At 74.7% G+C, this 24673-nt stretch carries 27 protein-coding genes; 19 read left to right on the top strand and 8 right to left on the bottom strand.

Annotated features, from left to right (window positions below; all coding sequences use genetic code 11):
* Positions 1–59: 59 nt before the first annotated feature.
* Both ACQP2P_RS10490 and shbA read right to left on the bottom strand, forming a co-directional pair.
* Positions 60–959 carry an anti-sigma-D factor RsdA gene (locus tag ACQP2P_RS10490; RefSeq protein WP_433615078.1) on the bottom strand — a complete coding sequence of 300 codons (900 nt, stop codon included), beginning with the start codon at positions 957–959 and terminating at the stop codon, positions 60–62.
* A 79-nt stretch (positions 960–1038) separates the two neighbouring features.
* Positions 1039–1611, bottom strand: coding sequence for an RNA polymerase sigma factor ShbA (shbA, locus tag ACQP2P_RS10485; protein WP_433615076.1), 573 nt, complete (start codon positions 1609–1611; stop codon positions 1039–1041).
* Between the two features lie 125 nt (positions 1612–1736).
* On the opposite strand from shbA, the gene ACQP2P_RS10480 reads away from it, so the two are divergent.
* The 13 genes from ACQP2P_RS10480 to ACQP2P_RS10420 all read left to right on the top strand — a co-directional run bounded on the left by ACQP2P_RS10480 (position 1737) and on the right by ACQP2P_RS10420 (position 13706).
* The gene (locus ACQP2P_RS10480; RefSeq protein WP_433615074.1) at positions 1737–2672 is read left to right on the top strand and encodes an ABC transporter ATP-binding protein; all 936 of its coding nucleotides are present in this window, start codon (positions 1737–1739) and stop codon (positions 2670–2672) included.
* Positions 2669–3418, top strand: a complete 750-nt coding sequence (locus tag ACQP2P_RS10475) for an MlaE family ABC transporter permease (RefSeq protein ID WP_433615073.1) — start codon at positions 2669–2671, stop codon at positions 3416–3418. Before ACQP2P_RS10480 ends, ACQP2P_RS10475 begins: the two co-directional genes overlap by 4 nt.
* Position 3419: 1 nt before the next feature.
* Positions 3420–4223 (top strand): MlaE family ABC transporter permease, encoded by an 804-nt coding sequence (locus tag ACQP2P_RS10470; RefSeq protein WP_433615071.1) that lies wholly within the window; start codon positions 3420–3422, stop codon positions 4221–4223.
* Positions 4220–5485, top strand: coding sequence for an MCE family protein (locus tag ACQP2P_RS10465; protein WP_433615069.1), 1266 nt, complete (start codon positions 4220–4222; stop codon positions 5483–5485). The genes ACQP2P_RS10470 and ACQP2P_RS10465 overlap by 4 nt, the downstream gene beginning before the upstream one ends.
* Entirely contained in the window at positions 5482–6501 is a 1020-nt protein-coding gene (locus ACQP2P_RS10460) for an MCE family protein (protein ID WP_433615068.1), read from the top strand. Before ACQP2P_RS10465 ends, ACQP2P_RS10460 begins: the two co-directional genes overlap by 4 nt.
* Entirely contained in the window at positions 6498–7469 is a 972-nt protein-coding gene (locus ACQP2P_RS10455) for an MCE family protein (protein WP_433615066.1), read from the top strand. The genes ACQP2P_RS10460 and ACQP2P_RS10455 overlap by 4 nt, the downstream gene beginning before the upstream one ends.
* A gap of 1 nt (position 7470) precedes the next feature.
* Positions 7471–8634 (top strand): MCE family protein, encoded by a 1164-nt coding sequence (locus tag ACQP2P_RS10450; RefSeq protein WP_433615064.1) that lies wholly within the window; start codon positions 7471–7473, stop codon positions 8632–8634.
* Positions 8631–10001, top strand: a complete 1371-nt coding sequence (locus ACQP2P_RS10445) for an MCE family protein (RefSeq protein ID WP_433615062.1) — start codon at positions 8631–8633, stop codon at positions 9999–10001. The genes ACQP2P_RS10450 and ACQP2P_RS10445 overlap by 4 nt, the downstream gene beginning before the upstream one ends.
* Positions 9998–11200 (top strand): MCE family protein, encoded by a 1203-nt coding sequence (locus ACQP2P_RS10440; RefSeq protein WP_433615060.1) that lies wholly within the window; start codon positions 9998–10000, stop codon positions 11198–11200. Before ACQP2P_RS10445 ends, ACQP2P_RS10440 begins: the two co-directional genes overlap by 4 nt.
* 18 nt (positions 11201–11218) lie before the next feature.
* Entirely contained in the window at positions 11219–12031 is an 813-nt protein-coding gene (locus ACQP2P_RS10435; protein ID WP_433615058.1) for a hypothetical protein, read from the top strand.
* Between the two features lie 13 nt (positions 12032–12044).
* Entirely contained in the window at positions 12045–12515 is a 471-nt protein-coding gene (locus ACQP2P_RS10430; RefSeq protein ID WP_433615056.1) for a hypothetical protein, read from the top strand.
* 64 nt (positions 12516–12579) lie between these two features.
* Positions 12580–13110 (top strand): MarR family winged helix-turn-helix transcriptional regulator, encoded by a 531-nt coding sequence (locus ACQP2P_RS10425; RefSeq protein ID WP_433615054.1) that lies wholly within the window; start codon positions 12580–12582, stop codon positions 13108–13110.
* Positions 13107–13706 (top strand): hypothetical protein, encoded by a 600-nt coding sequence (locus ACQP2P_RS10420; RefSeq protein WP_433615052.1) that lies wholly within the window; start codon positions 13107–13109, stop codon positions 13704–13706. Before ACQP2P_RS10425 ends, ACQP2P_RS10420 begins: the two co-directional genes overlap by 4 nt.
* Here the strand turns inward: ACQP2P_RS10420 and ACQP2P_RS10415 are convergent.
* Complete coding sequence (locus ACQP2P_RS10415) at positions 13665–15059, bottom strand: MFS transporter (protein WP_433619088.1); 1395 nt, start codon at positions 15057–15059, stop codon at positions 13665–13667. The two genes, ACQP2P_RS10420 and ACQP2P_RS10415, sit on opposite strands and share 42 nt — an antisense overlap.
* 108 nt (positions 15060–15167) lie before the next feature.
* On the opposite strand from ACQP2P_RS10415, the gene ACQP2P_RS10410 reads away from it, so the two are divergent.
* Together ACQP2P_RS10410 and ACQP2P_RS10405 are read left to right on the top strand one after the other, a co-directional pair.
* Entirely contained in the window at positions 15168–15545 is a 378-nt protein-coding gene (locus tag ACQP2P_RS10410; RefSeq protein ID WP_433615050.1) for a MarR family winged helix-turn-helix transcriptional regulator, read from the top strand.
* A complete protein-coding gene (locus ACQP2P_RS10405; protein ID WP_433615048.1) occupies positions 15545–16420 on the top strand; it encodes an aldo/keto reductase in 876 nt (291 codons plus the stop codon). Before ACQP2P_RS10410 ends, ACQP2P_RS10405 begins: the two co-directional genes overlap by 1 nt.
* A gap of 23 nt (positions 16421–16443) precedes the next feature.
* Here the strand turns inward: ACQP2P_RS10405 and ACQP2P_RS10400 are convergent, their stop codons facing one another.
* From ACQP2P_RS10400 to ACQP2P_RS10385, 4 genes are all read right to left on the bottom strand, one after another.
* A complete protein-coding gene (locus ACQP2P_RS10400) occupies positions 16444–17652 on the bottom strand; it encodes a vWA domain-containing protein (protein ID WP_433615046.1) in 1209 nt (402 codons plus the stop codon).
* Positions 17652–18821, bottom strand: coding sequence for an AAA family ATPase (locus ACQP2P_RS10395; protein ID WP_433615044.1), 1170 nt, complete (start codon positions 18819–18821; stop codon positions 17652–17654). Before ACQP2P_RS10395 ends, ACQP2P_RS10400 begins: the two co-directional genes overlap by 1 nt.
* 7 nt (positions 18822–18828) lie before the next feature.
* Complete coding sequence (locus ACQP2P_RS10390; RefSeq protein ID WP_433615042.1) at positions 18829–19971, bottom strand: hypothetical protein; 1143 nt, start codon at positions 19969–19971, stop codon at positions 18829–18831.
* 105 nt (positions 19972–20076) lie between these two features.
* Positions 20077–20547 (bottom strand): hypothetical protein, encoded by a 471-nt coding sequence (locus tag ACQP2P_RS10385; protein WP_433615040.1) that lies wholly within the window; start codon positions 20545–20547, stop codon positions 20077–20079.
* A gap of 49 nt (positions 20548–20596) precedes the next feature.
* Between ACQP2P_RS10385 and ACQP2P_RS10380 the strand changes: the two genes are divergently transcribed.
* The 4 genes from ACQP2P_RS10380 (at position 20597) to ACQP2P_RS10365 (ending at position 23722) form a co-directional block, all read left to right on the top strand.
* A complete protein-coding gene (locus ACQP2P_RS10380; RefSeq protein ID WP_433615038.1) occupies positions 20597–21277 on the top strand; it encodes a response regulator transcription factor in 681 nt (226 codons plus the stop codon).
* Positions 21274–22524, top strand: coding sequence for a sensor histidine kinase (locus tag ACQP2P_RS10375; protein WP_433615037.1), 1251 nt, complete (start codon positions 21274–21276; stop codon positions 22522–22524). The genes ACQP2P_RS10380 and ACQP2P_RS10375 overlap by 4 nt, the downstream gene beginning before the upstream one ends.
* A gap of 81 nt (positions 22525–22605) precedes the next feature.
* On the top strand, positions 22606–22995 hold the full coding sequence (locus tag ACQP2P_RS10370; protein ID WP_433615034.1) for a hypothetical protein: 390 nt from the start codon (positions 22606–22608) through the stop codon (positions 22993–22995).
* Between the two features lie 16 nt (positions 22996–23011).
* The gene (locus tag ACQP2P_RS10365; protein ID WP_433615032.1) at positions 23012–23722 is read left to right on the top strand and encodes a class I SAM-dependent methyltransferase; all 711 of its coding nucleotides are present in this window, start codon (positions 23012–23014) and stop codon (positions 23720–23722) included.
* Between the two features lie 22 nt (positions 23723–23744).
* Here the strand turns inward: ACQP2P_RS10365 and ACQP2P_RS10360 are convergent, their stop codons facing one another.
* Positions 23745–24611, bottom strand: coding sequence for a LysR family transcriptional regulator (locus tag ACQP2P_RS10360; protein WP_433615030.1), 867 nt, complete (start codon positions 24609–24611; stop codon positions 23745–23747).
* Between the last annotated feature and the right edge of the window lie 62 nt (positions 24612–24673).

The following is a 24673-nucleotide window of genomic DNA, read 5'->3' as shown; positions in this document are numbered from 1 at the left end:
CTGACACCCCACCGGGCCGTGCGGGCAACCGATTTGGCCGCCGGGTCCGGGCACCACGGTCACAGCGTGGGCAGCGGCAGGCCCGGGACGGACGGGAGGATTTGGCTCGGCAGCGGCCGGCCTCCCGGGCCCGTCGGGACGATCTGGGTCGGCAGGCCGGGCAGGATCTCGCCGCTGCCGCCCGCCGTCTTCGTCGCGCCCCCGCCGCCGCCCGGGTTCGCGCCCGCGCCCGGTGTCGTCGCGCCCGGGACCGGCGCCGGGGTCGCCGGGGCCACCGCCGTGGTCGGGGCCGGTGGGGTCGCCGGCGACGGGGACGGCGGGGTCGCCGGCGGCAGCTGGGAGCGCAGGTCGGCGATCCGGTCCAGGAGGCGCCGGCGGGTGCCGGCGTTGTCGACCTGCTCGGCCTCGCTCGTGGCGGTGTCCAGGTGGCGCCGCGCGTCGTCCCACCTCGCGGCGGCGATCGCGTCCGCGGCCTCGGCGATGGCCTGTTCGGCGGCGCGGGCGTGGGCCTGCTCCGGGTACAACACCTGGGTCAAGGGCCACAGCGGACCGCTCGGGCTCGACTGCTCGGCGCCCAGGGCCAGGCCGCCGAGGATCACGATGGCGGCCGCGACCGCCGCGAAGGTGCGGCGCAGGCCCGAGCCGGGGCGGCGGGTGCGCGGGGCGGCGACCGGCAGTTCCTGGGTGCCGGCGACATCCGGGGCGGCGGTGCGCAGCTCGGGGAGGTCGGGCAGCGCGTCGCCGGAGGAGGGCTCGCACGACCGGTCGAAGTCGGGCAGATCCGCCGAAAGCTCGTCGTGCCAGTCCGCGAGCAGGCCGGTCAACGCGTCGTCGCCGGCGGTCGGGGACGCGGGGCGCGAGCCGCGGGCGAGGGCGTCCAGCAGCGCGTCGTCGGCGCGAACCGTCGCCAGGTCGACCGGCGCCTCGCCGCTGCTGTCCATGTCACCTCGATCCGTCATGCCGTCATCTTCCCAACCAGCGTACGCAGGCCGGGGCGGGCGCCGGGACCGACGATCGGGCCGCCGCAGGGAAGCGCCGTCACGCCGCCACCTCCCCCAGCGAGTCCCCGGCCAGGGTGCGCAGCTTGGCCAGGGCGCGCGACTGGTTCACGCGGACCGCCGCCGCCGACATCCCGACGATCACGCCGACCTCCTCGGCGGAGAGGCCGGCCGCGACGCGCAGCACGACGATCTCGCGCTGGGCCTCGGGCAGGCGGGCGAGCAGCGCCGAGAGGCGCCGGGCCAGGTCGGTGCGGACGGCCTGCTGCTCGGGCCCGGGCGCGCCGTCGGGGCTGTCGGGGAAGGTCGGGATCGGGCCGGGGTCGCGCACCGCGGCGCGCTGGGCGTCGGCGACCTTGTGCGCGGCGATCGCGTAGACGAACGCGGTGAAGGGGCGGCCCTGGTCGCGGTAGCGCGGCAGAGCCCGCAGCAGCGCGATGCACACCTCCTGGGCCACGTCGTCGGCGGTCGTGTACGCGCCGCCGACGCGCCCGAGCTTGGCGCGGCAATAGCGCACCACGCCCGGCCGCAGCTGCTCCAGCAGCTCCGCCGTGGCCTCCGGCTCGGACCGCACGGCGCGGCCGACGAGCCCCGGGTCGATTGTGGCCGTCATCGTGAACGCACGGTAACCGGACCGGCCCCGCAGCACCACCCGGAGAAAAATTTTCCGTGACGGCTGTTACGCCCCGCGCGCCCGCCGCGATGCAACCCGTGAACCGCGCTACCAACGGAGGAGCCATGGGCGTCGAGGTGCACGTGGAGGGGCTGACGAAGTCCTTCGGCGCCCAGCCCGTGTGGTCCGACGTCACGCTGACCCTGCCCGCCGGGGAGATCTCGGTGCTGCTGGGCCCCTCGGGCACGGGCAAGTCGGTGTTCCTCAAGACGCTCGTCGGGCTGCTCAAGCCCGACCGGGGCGCGATCCTCATCGGCGAGCACGACCTCACGCGCCTGCGGGAGCGGGAGCTGTACGAGGTCCGCAAGCTCTTCGGCGTCCTCTTCCAGGACGGCGCGCTGTTCGGGTCCATGAACATCTACGACAACGTGGCCTTCCCGCTGCGCGAGCACACGCGCAAGCCGGAGCGGGAGGTGCGCGAGATCGTCGCCGAGAAGCTCGACATGGTCGGGCTGACCGGCGCCGAGGGCAAGCTGCCCGGCGAGATCTCCGGCGGGATGCGCAAACGCGCGGGGCTGGCCCGCGCGCTCGTGCTCGATCCGGAGATCGTGCTGTTCGACGAGCCGGACTCGGGTCTCGACCCGGTCCGCACCGCGTACCTCAACCAGCTCATCATCGACCTCAACCAGCAGATCGACGCCACGTTCCTGATCGTCACGCACGACATCAACACCGCGCGCACGGTCCCGGACAACATCGGGCTGATCTACCACGGCCACCTCGCCATGTTCGGCCCGCGCGAGATGCTGCTGTCCAGCACCGAGCCGGTGGTGCGCCAGTTCCTCAACGCCCAGCGGATCGGCCCGATCGGCATGTCCGAGGAGAAGGACGCCGACGAGCTCAAGGCCGAGGCCGAGGCGGGGATCGAGCCGCCGCCCCTGCCGCCGATCCCCCTGCAGCTGCCGCCCTCGGACGGCCGGCCGAGGAAGGCCGAGCGCCCGCCCGGCCAGTGGTGCGCGGCCAACGGCGTCACCCCGCCCGAAGGGTCGTTCCGCGCATGAGGGCGACGGGGCTGTTCTTCGTCTTCGCGCTGGACGCGCTGCGCGGCCTGGCCCGGCGACCGTGGCAGGTGCGGGAGTTCATCCAGCAGGCCTGGTTCGTCAGCTCGGTGTCGATCCTGCCGGCCGCGCTCGTCTCGGTGCCGTTCGGGGCGGTGATCGCGCTGCAGCTCGGGTCGCTGGTGCGCCAGCTCGGCGCGCAGTCGTTCACCGGCGCCGCGTCGGTGCTCGCGGTCGTGCGCGAGGCCGGCCCGATCGTGACCGCCCTCATCATCGCGGGCGCCGGCGGCTCGGCGATCTGCGCCGACCTGGGCGCGCGGAAGATCCGCGAGGAGCTCGACGCGATGCAGGTGCTGGGCATCGACCCGCTGCACCGCCTGGTCGCGCCCCGGATCGCGGCCACGATGCTGGTCGCGGTGCTGCTCAACGGGCTCGTGAGCGTCGTGGGGGTGTCGGGCGGCTACTTCTTCAACGTGGTGCTGCAGCACGGCACGCCGGGCGCGTACCTCGCCAGCTTCCAGGCCCTCGGGCAGTTGCCGGACCTCGTTGTCGGCGAGGTCAAGGCGCTGGTGTTCGGCGCGGTGGCGGCGCTCGTGGCCTCGTACAAGGGGATGACCGCGAAGGGCGGGCCGAAGGGTGTCGGGGACGCGGTGAACCACAGCGTGGTCATCACGTTCATGCTGCTGTTCGCGCTCAACTTCGTCATCACGGCCGTGTACTTCCAGATCGTGCCGCAGAAGGGGAGCTGACGTGGCCATCCTGCAACGGCTCGACGACCTGGGCGGGCAGCTCGCGTTCTACCTGCGCGCGTTCGCGTGGGCGCCGCGCACGATCGTGCGGTACAAGCGCGAGATTCTCCGCCTCCTCGCCGAGGTCAGCTTCGGCACCGGCGCGCTCGCCGTGGCGGGCGGCACCGTGGGTGTCATCTGCTGCATGACGTTCTTCACCGGCACCGAGGTGGGCCTGCAGGGCTACCAGGCCCTCGACCAGATCGGCTCCAGCGCCTTCACCGGGTTCGTCTCGGCGTACTTCAACACCCGCGAGATCTCCCCGCTGGTCGCCGCGCTCGCGCTGTCGGCGACGGTCGGCTGCGGGTTCACCGCCCGGCTCGGCGCGATGCGGATCTCCGAGGAGGTCGACGCGCTCGAGGTGATGGCGATACCGTCGCTGCCGTTCCTGGTGACGACCCGGATGATCGCCGGGCTCGTCGCGGTGATGCCGCTCTACGTGGTCGGGCTGCTGTCGAGCTACCTGGCCACGCGCACCATGGCCATCGTCTACTTCGGGCAGTCGGCGGGCACCTACGACTACTACTTCCACCTGTTCCTGCCGCCGGGCGACGTGCTGTGGTCGTTCGGCAAGGTGCTGGTGTTCAGCGTGATCGTGGTGCTGGTGCACTGCTACTACGGGTACACCGCGAGCGGCGGCCCGGCCGGCGTCGGCGTGGCCGTCGGGCGCGCGGTGCGGCTGGCCATCGTGGCGGTGAACGTCGTGGACTTCTTCCTGTCGCTGGCCATCTGGGGCGCGACGACGACCGTACGGATCGCCGGATGAGACGACTGCTGGGGCTCGCCTTCATCGTGCTGCTGACCGCCGCGCTCGGGCTGGCGGTGCTGCAGTACAACAAGGTCTTCACGCCGGTCACGTGGGTGACCCTGAAGACCGCGCACACCGGGCTGCAGCTGAGCCCGGGGGCCGAGGTGAAGTACTACGGCGTCGTCGTCGGCGAGGTGCGCGCCATCGGCAGCGACGGCTCCGGCGCCACGCTGCGCCTCGCGCTCGACCCGTCCCTCGCCCCGCAGATCCCGGCCTCGGTCAGCGCGCGCCTGCTGCCCAAGACGCTGTTCGGGGAGCGGTACGTCGCGCTGGTGCCGCCGGGCACCGGCGGCCGGGCCATCCGCGACGGCGACGTCATCGGCCAGGACCGCTCCGCGAGCGCCGTCGAGCTCGAGCGGGTCCTCGACGACGCCCTGCCGCTGCTGCAGGCGATCCAGCCGGACAAGCTCGCCGCGACCCTGGGCGCGCTGAGCACCGCGCTGGAGGGCAAGGGCGAGCAGATCGGCCGCGACCTGGTGACCCTCGACGACTATCTCAAGGCCCTGAACCCGGACATGCCGCTCATCGCCGAGGACGTCAAGCGGCTCGCGGCGGTCCTGGACGTGTACGACGGCGTGCTCCCGGACCTGCTCGACCTGCTGCGGGACGTCTCCGTCACCGCGGCCACCGTCGTCGACCAGCGCGCCCAGCTGGCCACGTTCTACGCGGACACCACGGCGGCGGCGGACACCACGAAGTACTTCCTGGACCGCCACGGCGACCAGCTCATCAAGGTCGGCGACGTCAGCCGCCCCGTGCTGGAGCTGCTGGCCGCGTACGCCCCGCAGTACCCGTGCCTGCTGCAGGGCCTGGTCGCGCTGCAGCCGCGGGTCGAGCAGGTGTTCAGCGGCGGCCGGATGCACATCACGCTGGAGATCACGCGGGACAACGGCAAGTACGTGAGCGGCGACCAGCCGGTCTACGGGGCGAAGAACGGGCCGGACTGCCGCGGCCTGCCCGACCCGCAGATGCCCGCGCCCGGCGTGCCGATCAACGACGGCTACGACTACGGCGCCGCCCGCCCGGGCCCCGCCAAGCTCCCGGTCGGCACGGCCGGGACGGCCGCCGCGCCCTCCGTCGAGGCGGGCACGCAGGACGAGCGCAAGCTGCTCGAACCGCTGATCGGCGCGGCCACCGGCGTGCCACCGGCCGAGGTGCCCGACATCGCGATCCTGCTGTGGGGCCCGCTGCTGCGCGGAGTGGTGGTGAACGCGAAGTGATCCGGGACCTGCTCAAGCTCGGCGCGTTCGCGACGGTGACGATCCTGCTCACCGCCCTGCTCGCGCAGACCCTCGGCGCCTTCTCGGGCGGCGGCACCCGCTACCGGGCCCGCTTCGCCGACGTGACCGGGCTGCTCGCCGGGGACGACGTGCGCATCGCCGGCGTGAAGGTCGGCGAGGTCAGCGACATCCGCGTCGCCGACAACCGGGTCGCCGAGGTCGCCTTCACCGTGGACGACGACATCCCGCTGACCACGAGCGTGCGGGCGACGATTCGGTACCGCAACCTCGTCGGCCAGCGCTATGTCGCCCTCAGCGAGGGCCCCGGCGGCGGGCAGACGCTGCGCGCCGGGCAGACGATCCCGCAGTCGCAGACCACCCCGGCGCTGGACCTCACCGTGCTGTTCAACGGGTTCCGGCCGCTGTTCACCGCGCTCAGCCCGCAGGCGGTGAACCAGCTCGCCTACGAGATCATCCAGGTGCTGCAGGGCGAGGGCGGGACCGTCGCGAGCCTGCTGCGCAGCACCGCGTCGCTGACCGGCACGCTCGCCGACCGGGACGCGGTCATCGGCCGGGTCGTGACCAACCTCAACAGCGTGCTGTCCACCCTGAGCGACCACCGCGACGACCTGGACACCACGATCGCCATGCTGCAGCAGTTCGTCTCCGGCCTCGCCGCCGACCGGGCCGCGATCGGCGACGCGCTCGCCAACGCGAGCACGCTCACCGGGGCCACCGCCTCGCTGCTGCAGGACGCCCGGCCCTCCCTGCAGGCCGACATCGACCGGCTCGGCACGCTGTCGGGCACCCTCAACGACAACGCCGGCGTGATCGACAAGACCCTCGAAGGACTGCCGCAGCGGTACTCGGCCCTGACCCGCGTCGCCTCCTACGGCTCGTGGTTCAACTTCTACCTGTGCGACTTCGACGGCCAGGTGACGCTGGCCGGGCAGAAGCTCAACCCCGCGACCTTCACCTCGACGGCCGCCCGCTGCAGCACGGGAGGTGCCGCGTGAAACCCCTGCGGGAGCGCAACCCGCTCGTCGTCGGCGCGGTCGGGCTCGCCGTGCTCGGCGCGCTCGTGCTCGGCGCGTTCAAGGTCGACGCCGTCGCCGGGCTGACCGCCACGAGCTACCGGGCCGCGTTCCGCGACGCGAGCGGGCTCACGCCGGGCAACGAGGTCCGGGTCGCCGGCGTGCGCGTCGGCAAGGTCACCGGCGTCGGGCTGGCCCGGGGCGGCGGCGGCCCCTACGTGCGCGTGACGTTCCGGCTGGAGGACGACGGGGTCCGGCTCGGCACCGCCACCCGCGCGACGATCCGCATCAAGACCGTGCTCGGGCAGAAGTACCTCGCGCTGGAGCCCGCCGGCGGCGGCACGCTGGCCGAGGACGCCGAGATCCCGCTCGAGCGCACCGCCGCCCCGTTCGACGTGGTGCAGGCGGTCACGGGGCTCGCCGACACCCTCGACCAGATCGACAGCACCCAGCTCGCGGACGCGTTCACCACCCTGGCCCAGGCCTTCGCCGACACCCCGGGCAGCGTGCAGGCGTCGCTGGACGGGCTGTCGCGGCTGTCGAAGACCGTCTCCGACCGCGACGCCGAGCTGCGCACGCTGCTGACCCGCGCCCACGAGGTGACCGGCGTGCTGGCCCAGCGCGACGAGCAGTTCCGCAAGCTCGTGGCGGACGGCGACGCGCTGCTGGCCGAGGTGAGCAAGCGCCGCGACGCGATCCACGACCTGCTCGTGGGGACCAACGCCCTGGCCAACCAGCTGGCCGGGGTGGTGTCGGACAACAGGCAGCGGCTGGAGCCGGCCCTCCGGCAGCTGCGCGGGGTCGTCGGCATCCTGCAGCGCAACCGCGACAACCTGGAGCTCACGCTGCAGCGGATGGGGCCGTTCGTGGCCGCGTTCGCCAACGTCACCGGCAACGGGCGCTGGTTCGACTCCTACGTCGCCGGCCTCCTGCCCGGAAGTGGTGGCTGACATGACCCGCAAGCGCATCATCGCCTTCGCCGCCGCCGTGCTCGTGGGCGCGGCCGTCGCCCTGGTCATCGCCGGCACCGGGCACCCGCAGCGGCGCCTCGTCGCGCACTTCACCCGGACGGTCGGCATCCACAAGGGCTCCTCGGTGCGGGTGCTCGGGGTCGGCATCGGCGAGGTGACGGCGGTGGTCCCGCAGGGCCGGACGGTCCGCGTGGAGATGACCTACGACGCCCAGTGGCCCATCCCCGCCGACGCGCAGGCCCTGATCATCCCGCCGAGCGTGGTCAGCGATCGGTACGTCCAGCTGACCCCCGCCTACACGAGCGGCCCGGCCCTGGCCGACCGGGCGGAGCTCCCCGTCGAGCGCACCGCCGTTCCCATGGAGATCGACGACATCTACAAGGCCCTCAACGACTTCAACGAGGCCCTCGGCCCCGGCGGCGCCAACGCCGACGGCGCGCTCAAGCAGCTCGTGCAGGCCGGCCAGGCCAACCTGCGGGGCAACGGCGACAACCTGCACACCACCATCGAGGGGCTCGACAAGGCGCTGACCACCGTCGCCGACGGCCGCCAGGACCTCTTCGGCACCCTGGTCAACCTGCAGTCGTTCACGACCGCCCTGGCGCAGAGCGACGCCGCGGTGCGCGGGTTCAACCAGCGCCTCGCCGAGGTCGCCGGGCAGCTCGCGGGCGAGCGCGACGACCTGGCCGCGGCCCTGCGCGGGCTGGCCACGGCGCTGTCGCAGGTCACCGCGTTCATCCGGGACAACAAGGACGAGCTGGTGTCCAACGTGGACGCGCTCGCGGACGTCACCGGCATCCTCGCCAAGCAGCAGAAGGCGATCATCGAGATCCTCGACCTGGCGCCGCTGGCGCTGTCGAACCTCAACCTCGCGTACAACCCGCGCTCCGGCACCCTCGACACCCGCGACGACGCCCTCGGCCCCTACGACGCGGCCACCTACGTCTGCAACGTCCTCAAGCAGGCCGTCCAGCAGCTGCCGAAGGAGTGCGTCGCGCTCGGCCAGATCCCGGGCCTGCCGGCGGCCGCCCCCGCGCCGTCTCCCTCGACGCCCGCGACCCAGTCCAGGGCGCCCGCGCTGCCGGTGCTGCCCGAGGTCACCCAGGACCTGACCCTGGGCGGAATCCTGCGGGGTGTGCGATGAGACGGGCCCTGATCATCGCGGCCTGCCTGCTCGTGGGGGGCTGCGACCTCCCCGGTGGCGCGCCGGCCGGCGACGGTTTCTCGGTCACCGCCGAGTTCGCCGACGTCCTCGACCTCGTCCCGCAGGCCGCCGTCAAGGTCGACGACGTGACCGTCGGCAGCGTGGAGCAGATCTCGCTGTCCGGCTGGACGGCCCGCGTGCGGCTGCGGGTCGACAAGAAGGTGAGCCTGCCCGGCAACGCCACCGCGGCGGTGCGCCAGACCAGCCTCCTCGGCGAGAAGTACGTGGCCCTGGAGGCGCCGACGACCGAGGCGCCGCAGGGCACGCTCCACGACGGCTCGGTCGTGCCCCTGAGCCGCACCCGGCGCTCGGCCGAGGTCGAGGAGGTGCTCGCCGCGCTCGGCATGCTGCTCAACGGCGGCGGGCTGGCCCAGCTCAAGACGATCAACGAGGAGCTGGCCAAGGCGTTGCAGGGCCGCGAGCCGGCCGCGAAGGACGCGCTGCACCAGCTCGACACGTTCGTCAGCGGGCTCGACGCGCAGAAGGCCGACATCGTGCGGGCCCTCGACGCGCTGGACCGGCTCACCACGTCGCTGTCCAAGCAGCGCGACGTCATCGGTACCGCCCTGTCGTCGCTGGCCCCGGGACTGACCGTGCTCGAGCAGCAGCGCGAGCAGCTCACCGCGACCCTGACCGCGCTCGGGGACCTGGGCAAGGTCGGCACCCGCGTGATCGAGCAGAGCCGGGACGACACCCTGGCCTCGCTCAAGGCGCTCCAGCCGCTGCTGGAGCAGCTGGTGAAGGCCGGGGACGCGCTGCCGAAGTCGCTGGACTTCCTGCTGTCGTTCCCGTTCCCGCCCAACGTCAGCGGCGCGATCGTCGGCGACTACGTGAACCTCGGCGCGACCGCGGACCTCGACGCCACCACGATCCTGTCCAACCTGCTCGTGCAGACCGCTCCCCCGGCTCAGGCTCCGCCCCCCGCCGGCAAGTCCTCGTCCGCTTCGCCGCCGAAGGGCGGCACCACGGACAAGACCAAGCCGCCGGTCACCACCCCGCCGATCGTCGGCGTGCTCCCGCTGGGCTGCCTGCCGGTCGGCGGTCTGCTGCCGCCCGGCTGGGTGCCGCCGAAGGGCTGCGAGCTGCCGAAGGACTGCCAGATCCTGCCCCCGGGCAGCAAGGTGCCGGCGGGGAGCCTGATCCCGCCCGGCGGGATCGTGCCGCCCGGCACCGTCTTCCCGCCCGGCACGCTGCTGCCGCCGGGCACCGCACTGTCCCCCGGCTGCCTGCTGGCCCCGGTGACCGGCCAGACCAACGGGCAGCAGGGCGGCCTCACCGACGTGCTGGGCGGAGGGCTGCTGCCGTGATCGGTCGCTCCACGAAGCTGCAGGTGCTCGCCTTCCTCGTGGCCGGGCTCGTCGGGATGGTGTACGTCGGGCTGGAATACGTCGGCCTGGGCGACCGCCTGCTGGGCCGCGGCACCGTCGTCTACGCCGATCTGGCCCAGGCCGGTGGGCTCTTCGCGAACGCGCCCGTCACCTACCGCGGCGTGCCCGTGGGCCGGGTCGAGTCCGTGACGCTGCACGACGCCGGCGCCCGCGCCCGGCTGCACCTCGACGACGGCGTGCTCGTCCCGGCCGGCACCCGGGCCGTGGTCGCTCAGCGCTCGGCGGTCGGCGAGCAGTTCCTGGACCTGCGCCCGGACGGCGACACCGGCCCGTACCTGCGCGACGGCTCGGTCATCCCGCGCGAGCGCACCGGCGTCCCGCTCGCGCCGGAGACGCTGCTGGCCAACCTCGACGCGCTCGTGCGGTCGGTGGACCCGCAGGCGCTGAGCGTCGTCATCGACGAGCTCGGCACCGCGTTCGAGGGCAACGAGCAGGCGCTGCGGCACCTGCTCGACGCGAGCGGGGCGATCCTCGACGCGGCCACCGCGACCCTGCCCCAGACCCGCACGCTGCTCGCCGACGGCCGCACGGTGCTGCGGACCCAGCAGGACTCGGCCGAGGCGATCCGGCAGTGGGCGTCGGGCCTGGCCCGCATCGCCGAGACGCTGCGCTCCTCCGACGCCGACCTGCGCCGCGTCATCGCCGACGCGCCGCCCGCCGCGCGCGAGCTCGTCTCCCTGCTCGACGGGGTCGAGCCGTCGATCGGCCCGCTGCTGGCCAACCTCGTCGCCGTGAACGGGGTCGCGGCGCGGCGCCTGCCCGGCATCGAGCAGATCCTGGTGGTGTACCCGCTCGTCGTCTCCGGTGGCTTCACGGTCACGCCCGGCGACGGGACGGCCCACTTCGGGCTCGTGCTCAATGTGAACGATCCGCCGCCGTGCAAGTACGCGGGCTCGACGCGCTGCAGCGGCGCGGATCAGGCGGCCGGTTCGAGCGTGCGGGGCACCAACAACGCCCCGCGCCCCGGCTCGTCGGGCGACCCCTCGTACGACCCCGGGTCGGGCACCGTGCTCGGCTCGGACGGCAACCCGCTGCTGTTCGGCTCGACCGGCGGGCAGTACGCGCTCGCCGGCGACCAGTCCTGGAAACAACTGCTCCTCGCCGGGCTGGCGCCATGATGTTGGTTGGAGGCTTCCGTGTCCGAATCTCCTGAGCGCGGCCTGCGGCTCGTGCCGGGCGGCGCCGACGCTCCGGCCGCCCCTCGAAGCGTCCGGCAGCGGGCCGCCACCCGCCGCCGGATCCCCAAGCGCCGCGACACCCTCACCCACGTCCTGTCCCATCTGGACGAGGAGCCCGAGGTGCTGTCGCCGGTCGTCGCGGAGCCCAAGTCCACCGTGGACGAGACAGACGTTGCTCTCGACGAGGATGACGCCGGGAAGCGTCCTCGCCGGCGAACGGCGCCGCACCGGCGGGGGCCCGCCCGCTCGGTGCGGCGCCGGGAGCCGAAGCCCCGTTCCCGGCTCGCGCGCCCGTCGCTCACCACGGCGCTGCTGGCCCTGCTGGTCTGCGCGGCGGTGGCCGCGGCCGCGGTGCTGGGCAACCGCTGGTACGACGCGCGCACCCTCGACCGGGCCCACCAGCAGGCCCTGGCCGCGGCCAAGCAGACGACGGTCGACTTCGTCTCGGTGAGCGCGGCGAGCGTCGACCGCGACCTGCAGCGGATCGTGGCCGGCGCGACGGGCGACTTCCGCGACGAGTTCACCCGCGGCCAGGCCCAGGTCCGCGCCGCCGTGGTGGAGAACAACGTGGACTCGAAGGGCACCGTGCTGCGCGCCGCCCTCGTCTCGGGCGACCGCGACGCGGCGGTCGTGCTCGTGGCCATCGACGCGACGGTGCGCAACAGCAAGTCCCCGGAGGGCCGCGCCTCGCACTACCGCATCCAGGTGGACATGGCCCGCGACCGCGACTCGGGTCGCTGGCAGGTCGCCAAGCTGCAGTTCGTCGGGTGAGAGGGGTACTGTCATGACGCGTCGCTCCTGGGCGTTGCTGGCGGCCATCGCGGTGGCCCTGGGCGTGGCCGGCGCCGGCTGGTACAACGCGGACGAGCACCACCGCCGCGACGTGGCCGTGCGCCAGTCCACGGCCGCCGCCAACGCCGCGGCGCAGGCCATCTTCTCGTACGACTACCGCAGCTTCGACGCGAGCGTGGCGAACGGCAAGGGCTTCACGACGGGCGACTTCGCCGACGAGTATGCGCAGACGACGGCGGCGCTGAAGTCCAACGCGGTGGCGGAGCAGGCGATCGTGCGCGCGTCGGTCTCGGCGACGGGCGTGGTGACCGCCACTGCGTCCCGCGTCGAACTGCTGCTCTACGTGGACCAGTACCGGCGCAACGCCAACATCACGGGCGAGAAGGTGGACCAGAACCGCGTGGTGCTCACGATGATCCCGATCGCCGGCGCGTGGAAGGTCTCCCACGCCATCGCCGTCTGACCGCCCCGGCGGCACTCAGCGGGGCAGCAGCGCTCAGGCGGGACGGTAGTTGCTGTAGAAGCGGGTGATCACCGCCTACCTCCCGGGAGACGGGCATCAGCCGCTCTGGACCCTCGCGGAAGGCAATCTGGACGGGTATAGTGAAGCCACTACACTATGTAGGAGGCACACCATTACCCAGCCGGAAGGCGTGCTCGGGCTGCTGCTCGAGCTCGTCGTGTTCGTCGGCGACGACATGCAGCAACGGCTCGCCCGTGACGATCTCACCGCCGCGCGCGCCGGGGTGCTGTGGGCGCTGCGCGCCCGCGGGCCGGTGACGCAGCGGGAGCTCGCCACGGCGCTGGCCGTCACCCCGCGCAACGTGACCGGCCTCGTCGACGGCCTCGCCGCCGCCGGCCACGTCACGCGCGAGCCGCACCCCACCGACCGGCGGGCGACGCTCGTCACGCTCACCCCGGCCGGCACGCGCCTGGTGGAGCGGCTCGAGGACGAGCAGCGGGAGTTCGCGGGCCTGCTGTTCGACGACATGCCCGCCGAGCGGCTCGACGCGCTCGGCCGCGGACTCGCCGAGATCCTGGAAAGGATGCGTCGATGACCAGTCCCCCAGGCCGGATGCGGCGGTACACGGCGCTCGAACGGCGGATGTGGCAGGCGCTGATCCGGTGGGTGACCCGGCGCGGCCCGCGCGACGGGTTCGGCTACGCCGGGCCGGTCCGGCCGCTGCTGTGGGCGTTCGTGATCGTCTCCGCGGTCGAGACCGTGGCCGTGCACCTCATCCTGCCGTGGCTCGTCGTGCGCGTCGTGGTCGACGTGCTCAGCGTGTACGGGCTGCTGTGGATGCTCGGCATCGTCGCGTCCTACCGGGTGTATCCGCACCGGCTCACCGACGACGGCATCCGCATCCGGCACAGCCTCTTCGCCGATCTCACGGTTCCGCGCGCCGCGATCGCCGAGGTCCGCGCCCGGCGGCGGCTCCTCGCCGGCAGCGAGATGCTGCAGGTCGAGGAGCACGCGGCCGGGCGCGCGCTGTCGATCCCGGTCTCGGGGCAGACCAACGTCGAGGTCGTGCTGCGCGAACCGACCACCGTGGACGATGCGAGCGGGCCGGTCACCGAGGTGCGGTGCTACGCCGACGATCCCGAGGGCTTTCTAGCGGCGGCGCAGGACCAGCGGCGTCAGGCTCAGCAGTAGTCCGACCACGGCCACGCCGGTCACCAGGTTGACGCCCGGGTGGAACTGGCTGAAGTCCGCGCGCGAGGCCGGGCTCGCCGCCGCGACCAGCGCGGTCACCACGGCCAGGACGAGCGCCGCGCCCACCTGCCCCGAGGTCTGCACGAGCCCGGAGGCCAGGCCCTGCTCGGCGTCGGCGATGCCGTCCGTGGCCTGGGCCATGATCGAGCTGAAGCCGAACGCGAAGCCGCCGCCCAGCAGGAGCATCGTCGGCAGCGTCGTGATCGCGTAGTGCGGGGCGTCGCCGGCGGTGAGCAGGAACCAGCCGTACCCGAGGCTCATCGAGAGCATCGCGCCGGCGATGAGGGGCGCGGTGCCGAAGCGCGTGATGAGCCGCCCCACGAAGGGCGACCCGAACGCGACCAGCAGGCCCGCCGGCAGCAGGGCGAGCGCCATGCGCAGCGGTGACCAGTGCAGGACGTCCTGCAGGTAGAGCGTCATCATGAACTGGAAGCTGAGGTACGACCCGAACAGCGCCACCATGCTCAGGTTCGCCCGCACGACGGAGCCGGCCCGCAGGATGCTCAGCCGGATGAGCGGGTGGGGCACGCGGCGCTCGACGACGAGGAACGCGGCCAGCAGCGCCACCGCGGCCGCGGCGAGCCCGAGGGTCGCCGGGTGCAGCCAGCCCCGCTCGGGGGCGGAGACGACGGCGTACACCGACAGCAGCATGCCCCCGACCAGCGTCGCGGCGCCGGCCAGGTCGTGACCGCCCTCGGCGGCGGGGCGGTCGCGCGGGATGAGGGCGATGCCGGCGGCCAGGGCCGCGACCGCGAGCGGCACCGGGATCAGGAACGTCCAGCGCCAGCCGACGCTGGTGAACAGGCCGCCGAGGATGAGGCCGCAGGAATAGCCGCTCGCGCCGAAGACCGAGAACACCGACAGCGCGCGGTTGCGGGCCGGGCCCTGCGGGAACGTGGTGGTGAGGATGGACAGGGCGGTCGGGGCGGTGAACGCGGCCGCGAGGCCCTTCACGAAGCGGGTCGCGATCAGCAGGCCACCGTCGTCGACGAGCCCGCCGACGAGGCTGGCCGCCGCGAAGACGCCGAGCGCGACGAGGAAGACGCGGCGCCGCCCGAGCAGGTCCGCGGTGCGGCCGCCGAGCAGCAGCAGGCCGCCGTAGCCGAGCACGTAGCCGTTGACGATCCACTGCAGCGAGGTGGTGGACAGGCCGAGCTCGGCGCGGATCGACGGGAGGGCCACGCCGACCATCGAGACGTCGAGGCCGTCGAGGAACAGCACGGCGCACAGCACGGCGAGCACGGCCCAGAGTCGCTGCGGGGTCCGGGTCCGATCGGCGTGCGTCAAGGTCATGGTCACGAGAGGCGACACTAGATGCATGCGCATTCAATGTCTATGCACTAAACCCGCGTACATTTAATGCGTGTGCAATGTCTTGGCCCGGGGGGTAGGATGCCGCGCATGAGGTCCGAGGGAGCCCTGATCGAGCGCTGGCGATCGCTGCTGACCAGCTACAACGAGGTCGCGGGCCACCTGGAGCGGGCCCTGTCGGACGCGCACGGCCTGACGCTGAGCGAGTTCGAGATCCTCGACCGGCTCGTCGCGCAGGACTGTGAGAAGCGCCGCATGCAGGACCTCGCCGCCGACATGTACCTGAGCCAGAGCGCCCTCTCCCGCGCCGTCGCCCGCCTGGAGAAGCACGGCCTCGTCGCGCGCGCCCTGTGTGAGGCCGACCGGCGCGGCGTGTTCGTGAACCTCACCGAGCAGGGCCTCGCGCGGCACGGCGCCGCCCGCCGCACGCACCTGGCGATCCTGGCCGAGCACCTGCAGGCCGCCTGATGCCGTTCATCGCGCCGTCCTGCCGCCTGGGCCTGGGCCTGGCCGCCGTCGGGCGGCCCGGCTACATCAACCTGGGCCGCGACCACGACCTGCCCGCGCGGCGCTCGGTCGACGCGCTGCGCCGCCGCAGCCACGAGCTGCTCGACGCCGCGTACGCCGCCGGGGTCCGCTACGTCGACGTCGCGCGCTCCTACGGCCGCGCCGAGGAGTTCCTGGCCGCCTGGCTCCCCGGGCACGACGACGTGGTGGTCGGCTCGAAGTGGGGGTACACCTACACCGCCGGCTGGCGCGTGGACGCCGAGGTGCACGAGGCCAAGGACCACTCCCCCGCGACGTTCGAGCGCCAGCTCGCCGAGTCCCGCGCGGTGCTGGGCGATCGCCTGGACCTCTACCAGATCCACTCGGTCACGCCGGACAGCCCCGCGCTCACCGACCGCGCGCTGCACCGGCTCCTCGCGGACCTGGCCGCGACCGGCGTGACCGTCGGGCTCTCGGTGAGCGGCCCGGGCCAGGCCGAGGCGATCCGCGCGGCCCTGCGCGTCGAGGCGGACGGTGCGCCGCTCTTCCGGACGGTCCAGGCGACGTGGAACCTGCTGGAGCGCTCCGCGGGACCGGCCCTGCGCGAGGCCCACGCCGACGGCCGCCACGTCATCGTCAAGGAGGGCATGGCCAACGGCCGGCTGGCCGGCCGCGACGCCGAGGCCCTGGCGGCGGTGCTCGCCGAGCCGTTCACGGATGTCGTACTGTCCGGAGCCGCCACCGTCGCCCAGCTCACGAGCAACCTGCGCGCCCTGGGCACGCCCCCCGGCCGCGACCCCGGCCCCGAAGCGCCGGAGGACTACTGGCGCACCAGGTCCTCCCTCGCCTGGTCCTGACCCGTCGGGGGGCGGCCGCGGGCTCAGCCGATCCTGACCACCTTCGCCCACTCCGGCGGGGTGCCGGGCACGTAGCCCGGGTCGTCCTCGTTCCACCGGGAGGGGCGCGCGAAGAGGCCGATCACCGTCCGGCACCGCGGCGCCCGCTCCGGCCACGGCGTCTGCCCGTCCGTCAGCACCACGACCACGTCCGGCCGCGGGTGCTGCCGCAGCGCACGGTCGAAGCCGGCCCGCAGGTCGGTCCCGCCCCCGCCGACCAGCGCGATGCCCTCGGCCCGGCACAGCGGGAACGCCAGCGGCGCGGCCGCGTCGCAGGGCAGGACGGTGACGAGGTCGCGGCGGCCGCCGACGGCGCGGCTGATGGCCGCGACCTCCAGGATCGCGCTGCCCAGCTCGGCGTCGCTGACCGAGCCGGAGGTGTCGATGACGACGCAGACGCGGGGCGGGCGGCGGCGCAGGCTCGGCAGCACGACGCCGCGCAGCGCGGCCGAGCGGCGGGCCGGGCGGCCGTACGTGTAGTCGTCCCCCGCCCCCGCGCTCGCCGCCGCCGTGCGCACCGCCGCGCCCAGCAGCCGCCGCCACGGCTGCGGCGGGTGGAACGCCTCGTCGGCCCAGCGCCGCCAGCCCGCCGGGGCGCTGCCGGGCGCGCCCCGGATGCCCTCCGCCACCCGGAACCGGACCGCGTCGCGCTCCTGCGGCGTCAGCCCGTGCGCGCCGGCCGGGCCGAGGTCCCAGGGGCGCGCGAGCCCGTCCGCGCCGCTGCCGCAGTCCAGCCACGCGTGGTCCTGGGTGTGCGGCCCGAGCCGGAACTGCGGCAGGTACTCCTCCATGAGCTGCCCCGGCGTCAGCGCGAGCCGGTGCGGGTACACCGCGCCCTCGGGCGCCGGCAGCCCGTCGCCGAACGCGTCGTCGTTGATCTCGCAGTCGGCCGCGATGTTCATGCGCAGCCGCTCGCCCGGCCCGTCGAGGCCCTCGGCCGCGGCGATCCGGTCGCCGCGGCCGTGGTGGTCGCGCAGCAGGTGCGAGACCTCGTGCACCCACACCGCGGCGAGCTCCTCCAGCGGGGTGGCGTCGACGAAGGCCGGGTTCACGTAGCAGCGCCAGTACCGGTCCACGCCCATGGTCGGCACGAGCCGCGACTCGATCGGGTGCAGGGCGAACAGGGCGCTCGCGAGGTAGGGCCGGGCGCGGGTGGCGAACAGCCGGGCCGCGTAGAGCTTGGCGGTGTCCATCAGCGCGACGCCGCCAGGGAGATGGACACGACACCGGCCAGGCGCTCGATGGAGCTCGGCAGGTCCCAGTCGTCCTCGCGCAGCGCGGCCAGGGTCTGCGCGGGCACGACGACGAGGTCGGGCGCGCCGCCGGCCAGGGCCCCGGCGAGCACGGCCCAGGCCGCGTCCCAGCGCTCCCGCGACGGGTGTTGCCGGACCGCGTCGACGACGGCATCGAGGACGGCCTGGCGCAGGTCGCCGCGCTCGGGCAGGACCGCCGCAGCGGGCTGGGCCAGCAGCTGCTCGGGGTCCGGCAGGTCCATCCGGTCCAGGCTCGCCAGCAGCTCCAGGCCCGGTCCGTCGCCGACCGCCCCGCGGACCAGCATCGACAGCGCCTCCCGGGATGCTCCGGCGGCCGTGCCGAACGCGATCAGCCGCAGCGCCATGTCCCAGCTCCGCGGCGACGGCCACGCCCCGCCGCGGCGCGTCTCGCTCGACGGCAGCTGGTGTACGAGCTTGGGCCGGGCCGCCAGCAGCCCGCACACGGCCCGTCGCGCGAAGGCGACCGCCGCGCCCAGCCGCCCCGGGTCGAGCTCGGGCAGCCGCGCCCGGGGCCAGACCCCGCCGAGCCCGCGCACCACGACGTCGTGCTGGAACGCCCACTGCAGGTGCACGAACCGGTTCGCGAGCGGCGCGCTGAGCTCCCACCCGTCGGCCGCGGACCCGCGCGGGTTGGCCGCGGCCACGATCCGCACCCCCTCCGGCAGCGTGAGCGCCCCGATGCGCCGCTCCAGCACCACCCGCAGCAGCGCGGCCTGGACGGCGGGCGGTGCGGTCGACAGCTCGTCGAGGAACAGCAGCCCGCGCCCGGCCCGCACGAGCCGCACGGCCCAGTCGGGAGGGGCCATGGGCACCCCCTGCACGGCCGGGTCGTCGCCGAGCACCGGCAGCCCGGCGAAGTCCGAGGGCTCGTGCACGCTCGCGATCACGGTGGTGAGCGGCAGGTCGAGGGCCTCCGCGAGCTGGTTCAGCGCGGCGGTCTTGCCGATGCCGGGCTCGCCCCACAGCAGCACGGGCAGGTCCGCGGCCACGGCCAGGGTGAGCGCCTCGAGCTGGGTGTCGTCGCGGTGCTCGGTCTCGGTGTCGTACAACAGCTTCAGCAGATCGGCGGCAGTGTCCAAAGTAGGCATGCGGGCATCACCTTGTGGGAGTCAGGCCGTTACGGAAAAGTCCATGCAGGATGCGTTGCCGCGCGGCGGCCTCCAGGGCCTCGCGCAGGGCCCCGGCGCGCAGCAGCGCGTTCGGGCCGAGCAGGTTCTCGACGGCGGCCAGCGCACCGGCCGCGTCGCCGTGCTCGAGCCGCGCGCGGATGTCGTCCAGGCGCTCGGGCCGGCGGTGCACGAGGTCGATGGCGCGCAGGCAGGGCAGCGGCGGCCCGCCCAGCGCGACCAGCAGCTCCTCGCGGCGCAGCTGGGCCGGGTCGTGGTCGAGCGCGCTCAGCACGCCGTCGACGAGCGCGATGCGGTGCTGCGCGCCCCGGCACTCGACGAACCTGGTGGGGGCGCCCGGTTCCGGCCCGGCAAGCGGCACCGAGCCCGGAGCCAGCGCCTCGGCCACCAGCGGGTGCAGGGCGCCCGGGTCGATCGCGCCGGCCTCCAGCAGCTCGAGGTCGGGCGCCGGATAGGTGGAGGCGTAGGGCAGCACGGGCACGCGGCCGTCGCGGGTGCGGGCCGGCCGGGTCGTGCCGGTCCGCGGGTCGAGCAGCAGCCGTCGCCCCGCGGCCCGCACGAGCACCGGGCCCTCGGTGCGCAGGAGCGCCGCCTCGGCCGCCCAGCCGGGCCGGGCGCGGGCCCGCAGCTCACCGCAGCGCCGGGCGTCCCAGAGGTGGCGGTGCAGGTCGAGGCGGAAGTACCGGTCCGGGTGCGGGCCGCCGCCGGTGCCGTCCCACAGGGCCAGGCTGAAGCGCTGCCCGCCCGCGGCCCACGCCGGCGGGGTGCGGGCGACCAGGTGCAGCTGCGCGTCGTAGCGGGCCAGCGTGATGGTGAGCCCGGGCCGCAGCAGGCCGGCCGGGCCGATCCGCGGCAGGTGCCAGCGCAGCAGGTCGGGCGCGAGGTGGCGCAGGTCGGCCCGGACGCGGGCGGCTATGTCGGGGCCGCGCAGGCGGGCGAGTTGCCGCAGGTTGAGGTCCACGTCGACGCGGGCGGCCGCGCAGGCTCCGGCCCAGTCTCCGGCGATGCGCCGGGCGGTGGACGTTTCGATCATCGGCGGCGGGACGGCGAACTCACGCACCCGCAGCCACAGGTCGAGCCGGGTCTCTCCGTTCGCAAGGGATGGGTGCATCAGCACTCACCTTGTGCGGACGGGACCCCCAATCTCACGTTGGTAGCCATCGGGCACCAGCGTAGCGGCAAGGCCCGCGCCGGGCCAGGTGCGGCCCGGACGTCCTCAGTCGTCGCCGGGCAGGGCCAGCGTCGGCTCGCCGTTGACGCACGTCACCTGGGCCCGCACGGAGCCGCCGCCCGAGCGCGCCTTGAACCGCAGCGACGCCGTCGTCGCGGGGCCCCGCTGCAGGTGGTCGGTCTCGAATCCCGAGCCCGGAATCCAGGAGTCGAGGTAGGCCTGCCCACCCGGGCAGGAGGCCACGATGCTGCCCCCGGCGGTGCTCAGCGCGCGGCTCGCCCCGGTCGGCGCCGCCGGCTGGGCGGGCGTGGTTGCGACGGGCGCCGAGGGGGCGGGCGAGGGGCTGCTCGCGGGCGCCGGGGTCAGGTGGGCCTCGACGTCGGCCTCGCTCATGGGCGCGTCCGAGGGGCCGAAGAGGCCGTTGCTCAGCGAGCCCACCGCCCCGATCGAGGCGGCCGTCGCCAGCGCCGCGGCCGCCAGCCACGCCGCGATCGCCAAGGGCCAGCGCATCCGCATGCCTCCCAGTGTCCGTCGCCCGACGATAACGCGCGGTTAAGCTCGCCCTATGGCGAAGGTGTTGATCGTGGAGGACGACGCGACGATTCGCACCGGGGTCCTGAAGGCGCTCACGGGGCGGGGTCACGTGGTCGTGGCGGCGGCGACCGCCCTCGAAGGGCTCAAGCTCGCCGTCGCCGAGGCGCCCGACGTGGTCCTGCTCGACCTCGGGCTGCCCGACCTCGACGGGCGCGAGGCGCTGCGCATGCTCCGGGCGGTCAGCCGGGTGCCGGTGATCGTGGTCACCGCCCGGCGCACCGAGGGCGAGATGGTGCGGGCCCTGGACGCCGGGGCCGACGACTACGTGGTGAAGCCCTACGGGGCCGAGCAGATCGACGCCCGGATCCGTGCGGTGCTGCGCCGCACGGCGCCGCCGGAGCCGGTCTCGCTCGTCGTGGAGGCCGACGGGGTGCGGATCGACCCGCGGGCCCGCACGGCGACGCTCGACGGGGCCGCGCTGGAGCTCACGCCGCGGGAGTACGACCTGCTGCACTATCTGGTCGCCCGGGCCGGCGAGGTGGTCACGAAGCGGGAGCTGCTGACCGAGGTGTGGCAGGTGGCCTACACGGCCGCCGACAAGACCGTCGACGTGCACCTGTCGTGGCTGCGGCGCAAGCTCGGGGAGACGGCCCAGGAGCCCCGGCGCATCCACACCGTGCGGCGCGTCGGCGTGCGGTTCGGCCTGGTATGAGACGCCGGCTCGCCCTGCTCGTCGCGGCCGCGATGGCCCTGGTGCTCGTGGCCTTCCTCGTGCCGCTCGCGCTGCTGCTGCGCTCGGCCGCCGAGGACCGCGCGGTCGCCGCGGCCACCACGCAGGCGCGGTCCCTGGCCGCGCTCGTGGCCACCGCGGACGCGAACGCGCTGCGGCTCACCGTCGAACAGGCCAATGTGGACGGTGCGCACCCGGTGACGGTGTTCCTCGGCGACGGCAGCGTCATCGGCGCCCAGGTCGCGGCGACGCCCGCGGTGCGCCTGGCCGCCCAGCGGGGCAGCCTCAGCGTCGCCCATGCCGACGGCCGCGAGGTCCTCGTCGCCGTCCAGGGCCTGCCGGGCGGCACCGCGGTCGTGCGCTCGTTCGTGCCCGAACAGGACCTGCGCCGCGGCGTCACCCGCTCCTGGCTGATCCTCGCCGCCGTCGGGCTCGGCCTGCTGCTGCTCGGCCTGGCCGTGGCCGACCGGCTCGCGGTCGCCGTCGTGCGCCCGATCCGCACGCTCGCCGCCGTGTCCGAGGGGCTCTCCGCCGGCGACCTCGACCGCCGCGCCCCGGCCGGCGACGGGCCGGGCGAGGTGCGCGCGGTCGCCGCGGCCCTCAACCGCCTCGCCGGGCGCATCCGCGACCTGCTGCGCCAGGAGCGCGAGGCCGCGGCCGACCTGTCGCACCGGATGCGCACCCCGATGACCGCCCTGCGCCTCGACGCCGAGGGGCTCACCGACCCGGCCGAGGCCGCGCGGATGCTCGAGCACGTCGGCGCGCTGGACCGGGCGCTCACCGCGGTCATCGAGGACGCCCGGCGGGAGCGGTCCGCGCCCGAGTGCGACGCGGCCGCGGTCGTCGCCGAGCGGGTCGCGTTCTGGTCGGTGCTCGCCGAGGACCAGGGCCGCGCGGTGCGCACCGCCCTCGACCCCGGCCCGCTGCCCGTCGCGGTGGCCGCCGCCGACCTGGCCGCGGCCCTGGACGCCCTGCTGGGCAACGTCTTCGCGCACACCGACGAGGGCGTGGGCTTCGCGGTCTCGCTGCGCGCCCGCTCCGGCCGGATCGAGCTGGCCGTGCAGGACGACGGGCCCGGCTTCGACCCGGCGGCGGGCGCACGGGGCGTCAGCGGCGGCGGCTCGACCGGGCTGGGCCTGGACATCGCGCGCCGCACCGCGGAGGCGACCGGGGGCCGGCTCGCCATCGCCGGCTCCCGGGTGTCCCTCGAGCTCTTAACCGATCCTTAGGGTCGCGCCAGGACCCCGTTGACCAAGGTGCCGGGAGATTTGGTCGCACAGGCAAGAAGCGATCAGGAAGGTGTACCTCCCATGCGCAGACTCATCATCTTCGGCGCGACGACCGCCGCGGTCCTGGCGGTCGGCGGCACGGCGCTGGCCTCCTCGGGATCCGGCCGCCACGACGACCGCCCGTCCCACGTAGTGGTCAGCACCAGTGCCAGTGCCGAGGACAACCCGTCCCGGGGCGCGGACGACAACCCGACCTCCCACGCCACCGCCTCGACGGCCCCGGCGGCGGGCCCGTCGGCCGGCACCGGCGTCGATGACCACGGCGGACTCCGCACCACCCGCACCGCGGAGCCGGGCGACGACCACGGCGGCCGGCGCACCGCCGAGCCCGGCGACGACCACGGCGGGCACGGCCGCGGCGGCGACGACCGTCCCGGTGACGATCATGGGGGTTCCCGCCACCGCCGATAACTGGGATCATGTCGCCGTGCCCCTGCTCGACGACGACGCCCTCGCCGGATCGGCAGTGGTGGCGAACTCCGCGATGAACCGCGAACGCGGCCTCGACGGCGTCAACAGCTACGAGCGCGAGCTCGGCTTCAACCCGGTCGAGGTGATCACGGCCCTGGCCCGCGTCACCGGCGCGCCGGACACGGTCGCGTGGCTCGACCTGTGCTGCGGCTCCGGCCGCGCGCTGATCGAGGCCGCGGCCCGCCTCGACGAGCAGGGCGTGGCGGCCCGGGTGCTGGTCGAGGGCGTCGATCTCGTCGACGCCTTCGACCCCGCGCCCGAGGTGCCCTGGCTACGGCTGACCGCGGCGCCCGTGCTCGCCTGGGCGCCGCGCCGCCGGTACGACCTCATCACCAGCATCCACGGCCTGCACTACGTGGGCGACAAGCTGGGCCTGCTGACCCGGGCGGCGGGCTGGCTCACGGACGGCGGCCGGCTGGTCGCCGACCTGGATCTGGCGGCCGTGCGGCTGCAGGACGGCGCCCCCGCCGGTCGCCGCCTGGCCGCGGACCTGCGCGAGGCCGGCTTCAGCTACGACGGCCGCCGGCGCCGGATCGGCCGGGACGACCGCGGCGACGTCGAGCTGCCCTACGCCTACCTCGGCGCGGACGACCGTGCGGGCCCGAACTACACCGGCCAGGACGCCGTGCACTCGTACTACCGCCGCACGACCGGCAGGCCCGCGTAGCCCGGCGGCTGCCAGGCCGGGCTCAGGCCATGAACGCGTCGCGCACGGCCGCGGCCGGCTCGGTCAGGGAGCCGTGGACGAGGTCGGTGCGGTGCACCAGGCGGGGCTCGGCGACCGGGACGCCGCGCACGCCCGGGCGCAGCGCCGACTCCGGCAGCAGCGCCAGTCCCGCGCCCGCGGCGATCAGCGACGAGAAGACGCCGGCGTCGGTGCCGGGATAGGCCAGCCCGCCCCGGAAGCCCTCCGCCCGGGCCAGGGCCCGCAACCGCTCCAGCGGCGTGGCGATCTCGGGCGCGTCGAGCCACACCGCGTCGGCGAGGTCCGCCAGGCGCAGCCCGCGCCGGCCCGCGAGCGGGTGCCCGGCCGGCAGCGCGACGACGGCCGGGCGCTCGGCGACGGGCGCGGTGGTCAGCCGGCCGGTGTCGGGCAGCGGCAGCGGGTCGCTGGGCGCGGTGACGCCGTCGACGAGCCCGAGGTCCAGCTCCCCCACGGCGACCCCGGTCGCGACCGCGGCCGCGCCCGCGACGTGCAGGGTGAAGGTGACCCGCGGCATGGCCCTGCGCACCCGTACCACGGCAGCGGCGTCAAGGCCGGACAGCGGCGTCGCGCCCAGGACGACCGCGGCGGGCGGCGGCCCGGCGAGCCGCACGACGTCGGCCCGGGCCGCGGCCAGCCGGAGCAGGATCGGCCCGGTGTGCTCGAGCAGCCGTGCGCCGGCGTCGGTGAGCGCGACCGGTCGGCGGCGCAGCAGCGGGGCGCCGACGTCCTGCTCGAGCGCGGCGATCTGCTGGGAGACCGCGGACTGGGTGTAGCCGAGCTCGTCCGCGGCCGCGGAGAACGAGCCCAGGCGCGCGACGGCGGCGAAGGTGCGCAGCAGGTGCGGGTCCACGACATCATGATTGCTTATCTCGGCACAGCAAACAGTCGTTGGACTCATCTCGGCGCCGCGCG

The sequence above is a fragment of the Dactylosporangium sp. CA-139114 genome (assembly GCF_050955725.1).
Lineage (GTDB): Bacteria > Actinomycetota > Actinomycetes > Mycobacteriales > Micromonosporaceae > Dactylosporangium.
The sequence above is the reverse complement of the archived record's forward strand: the minus strand, read 5'-3'. Positions and strand labels throughout refer to the sequence as shown.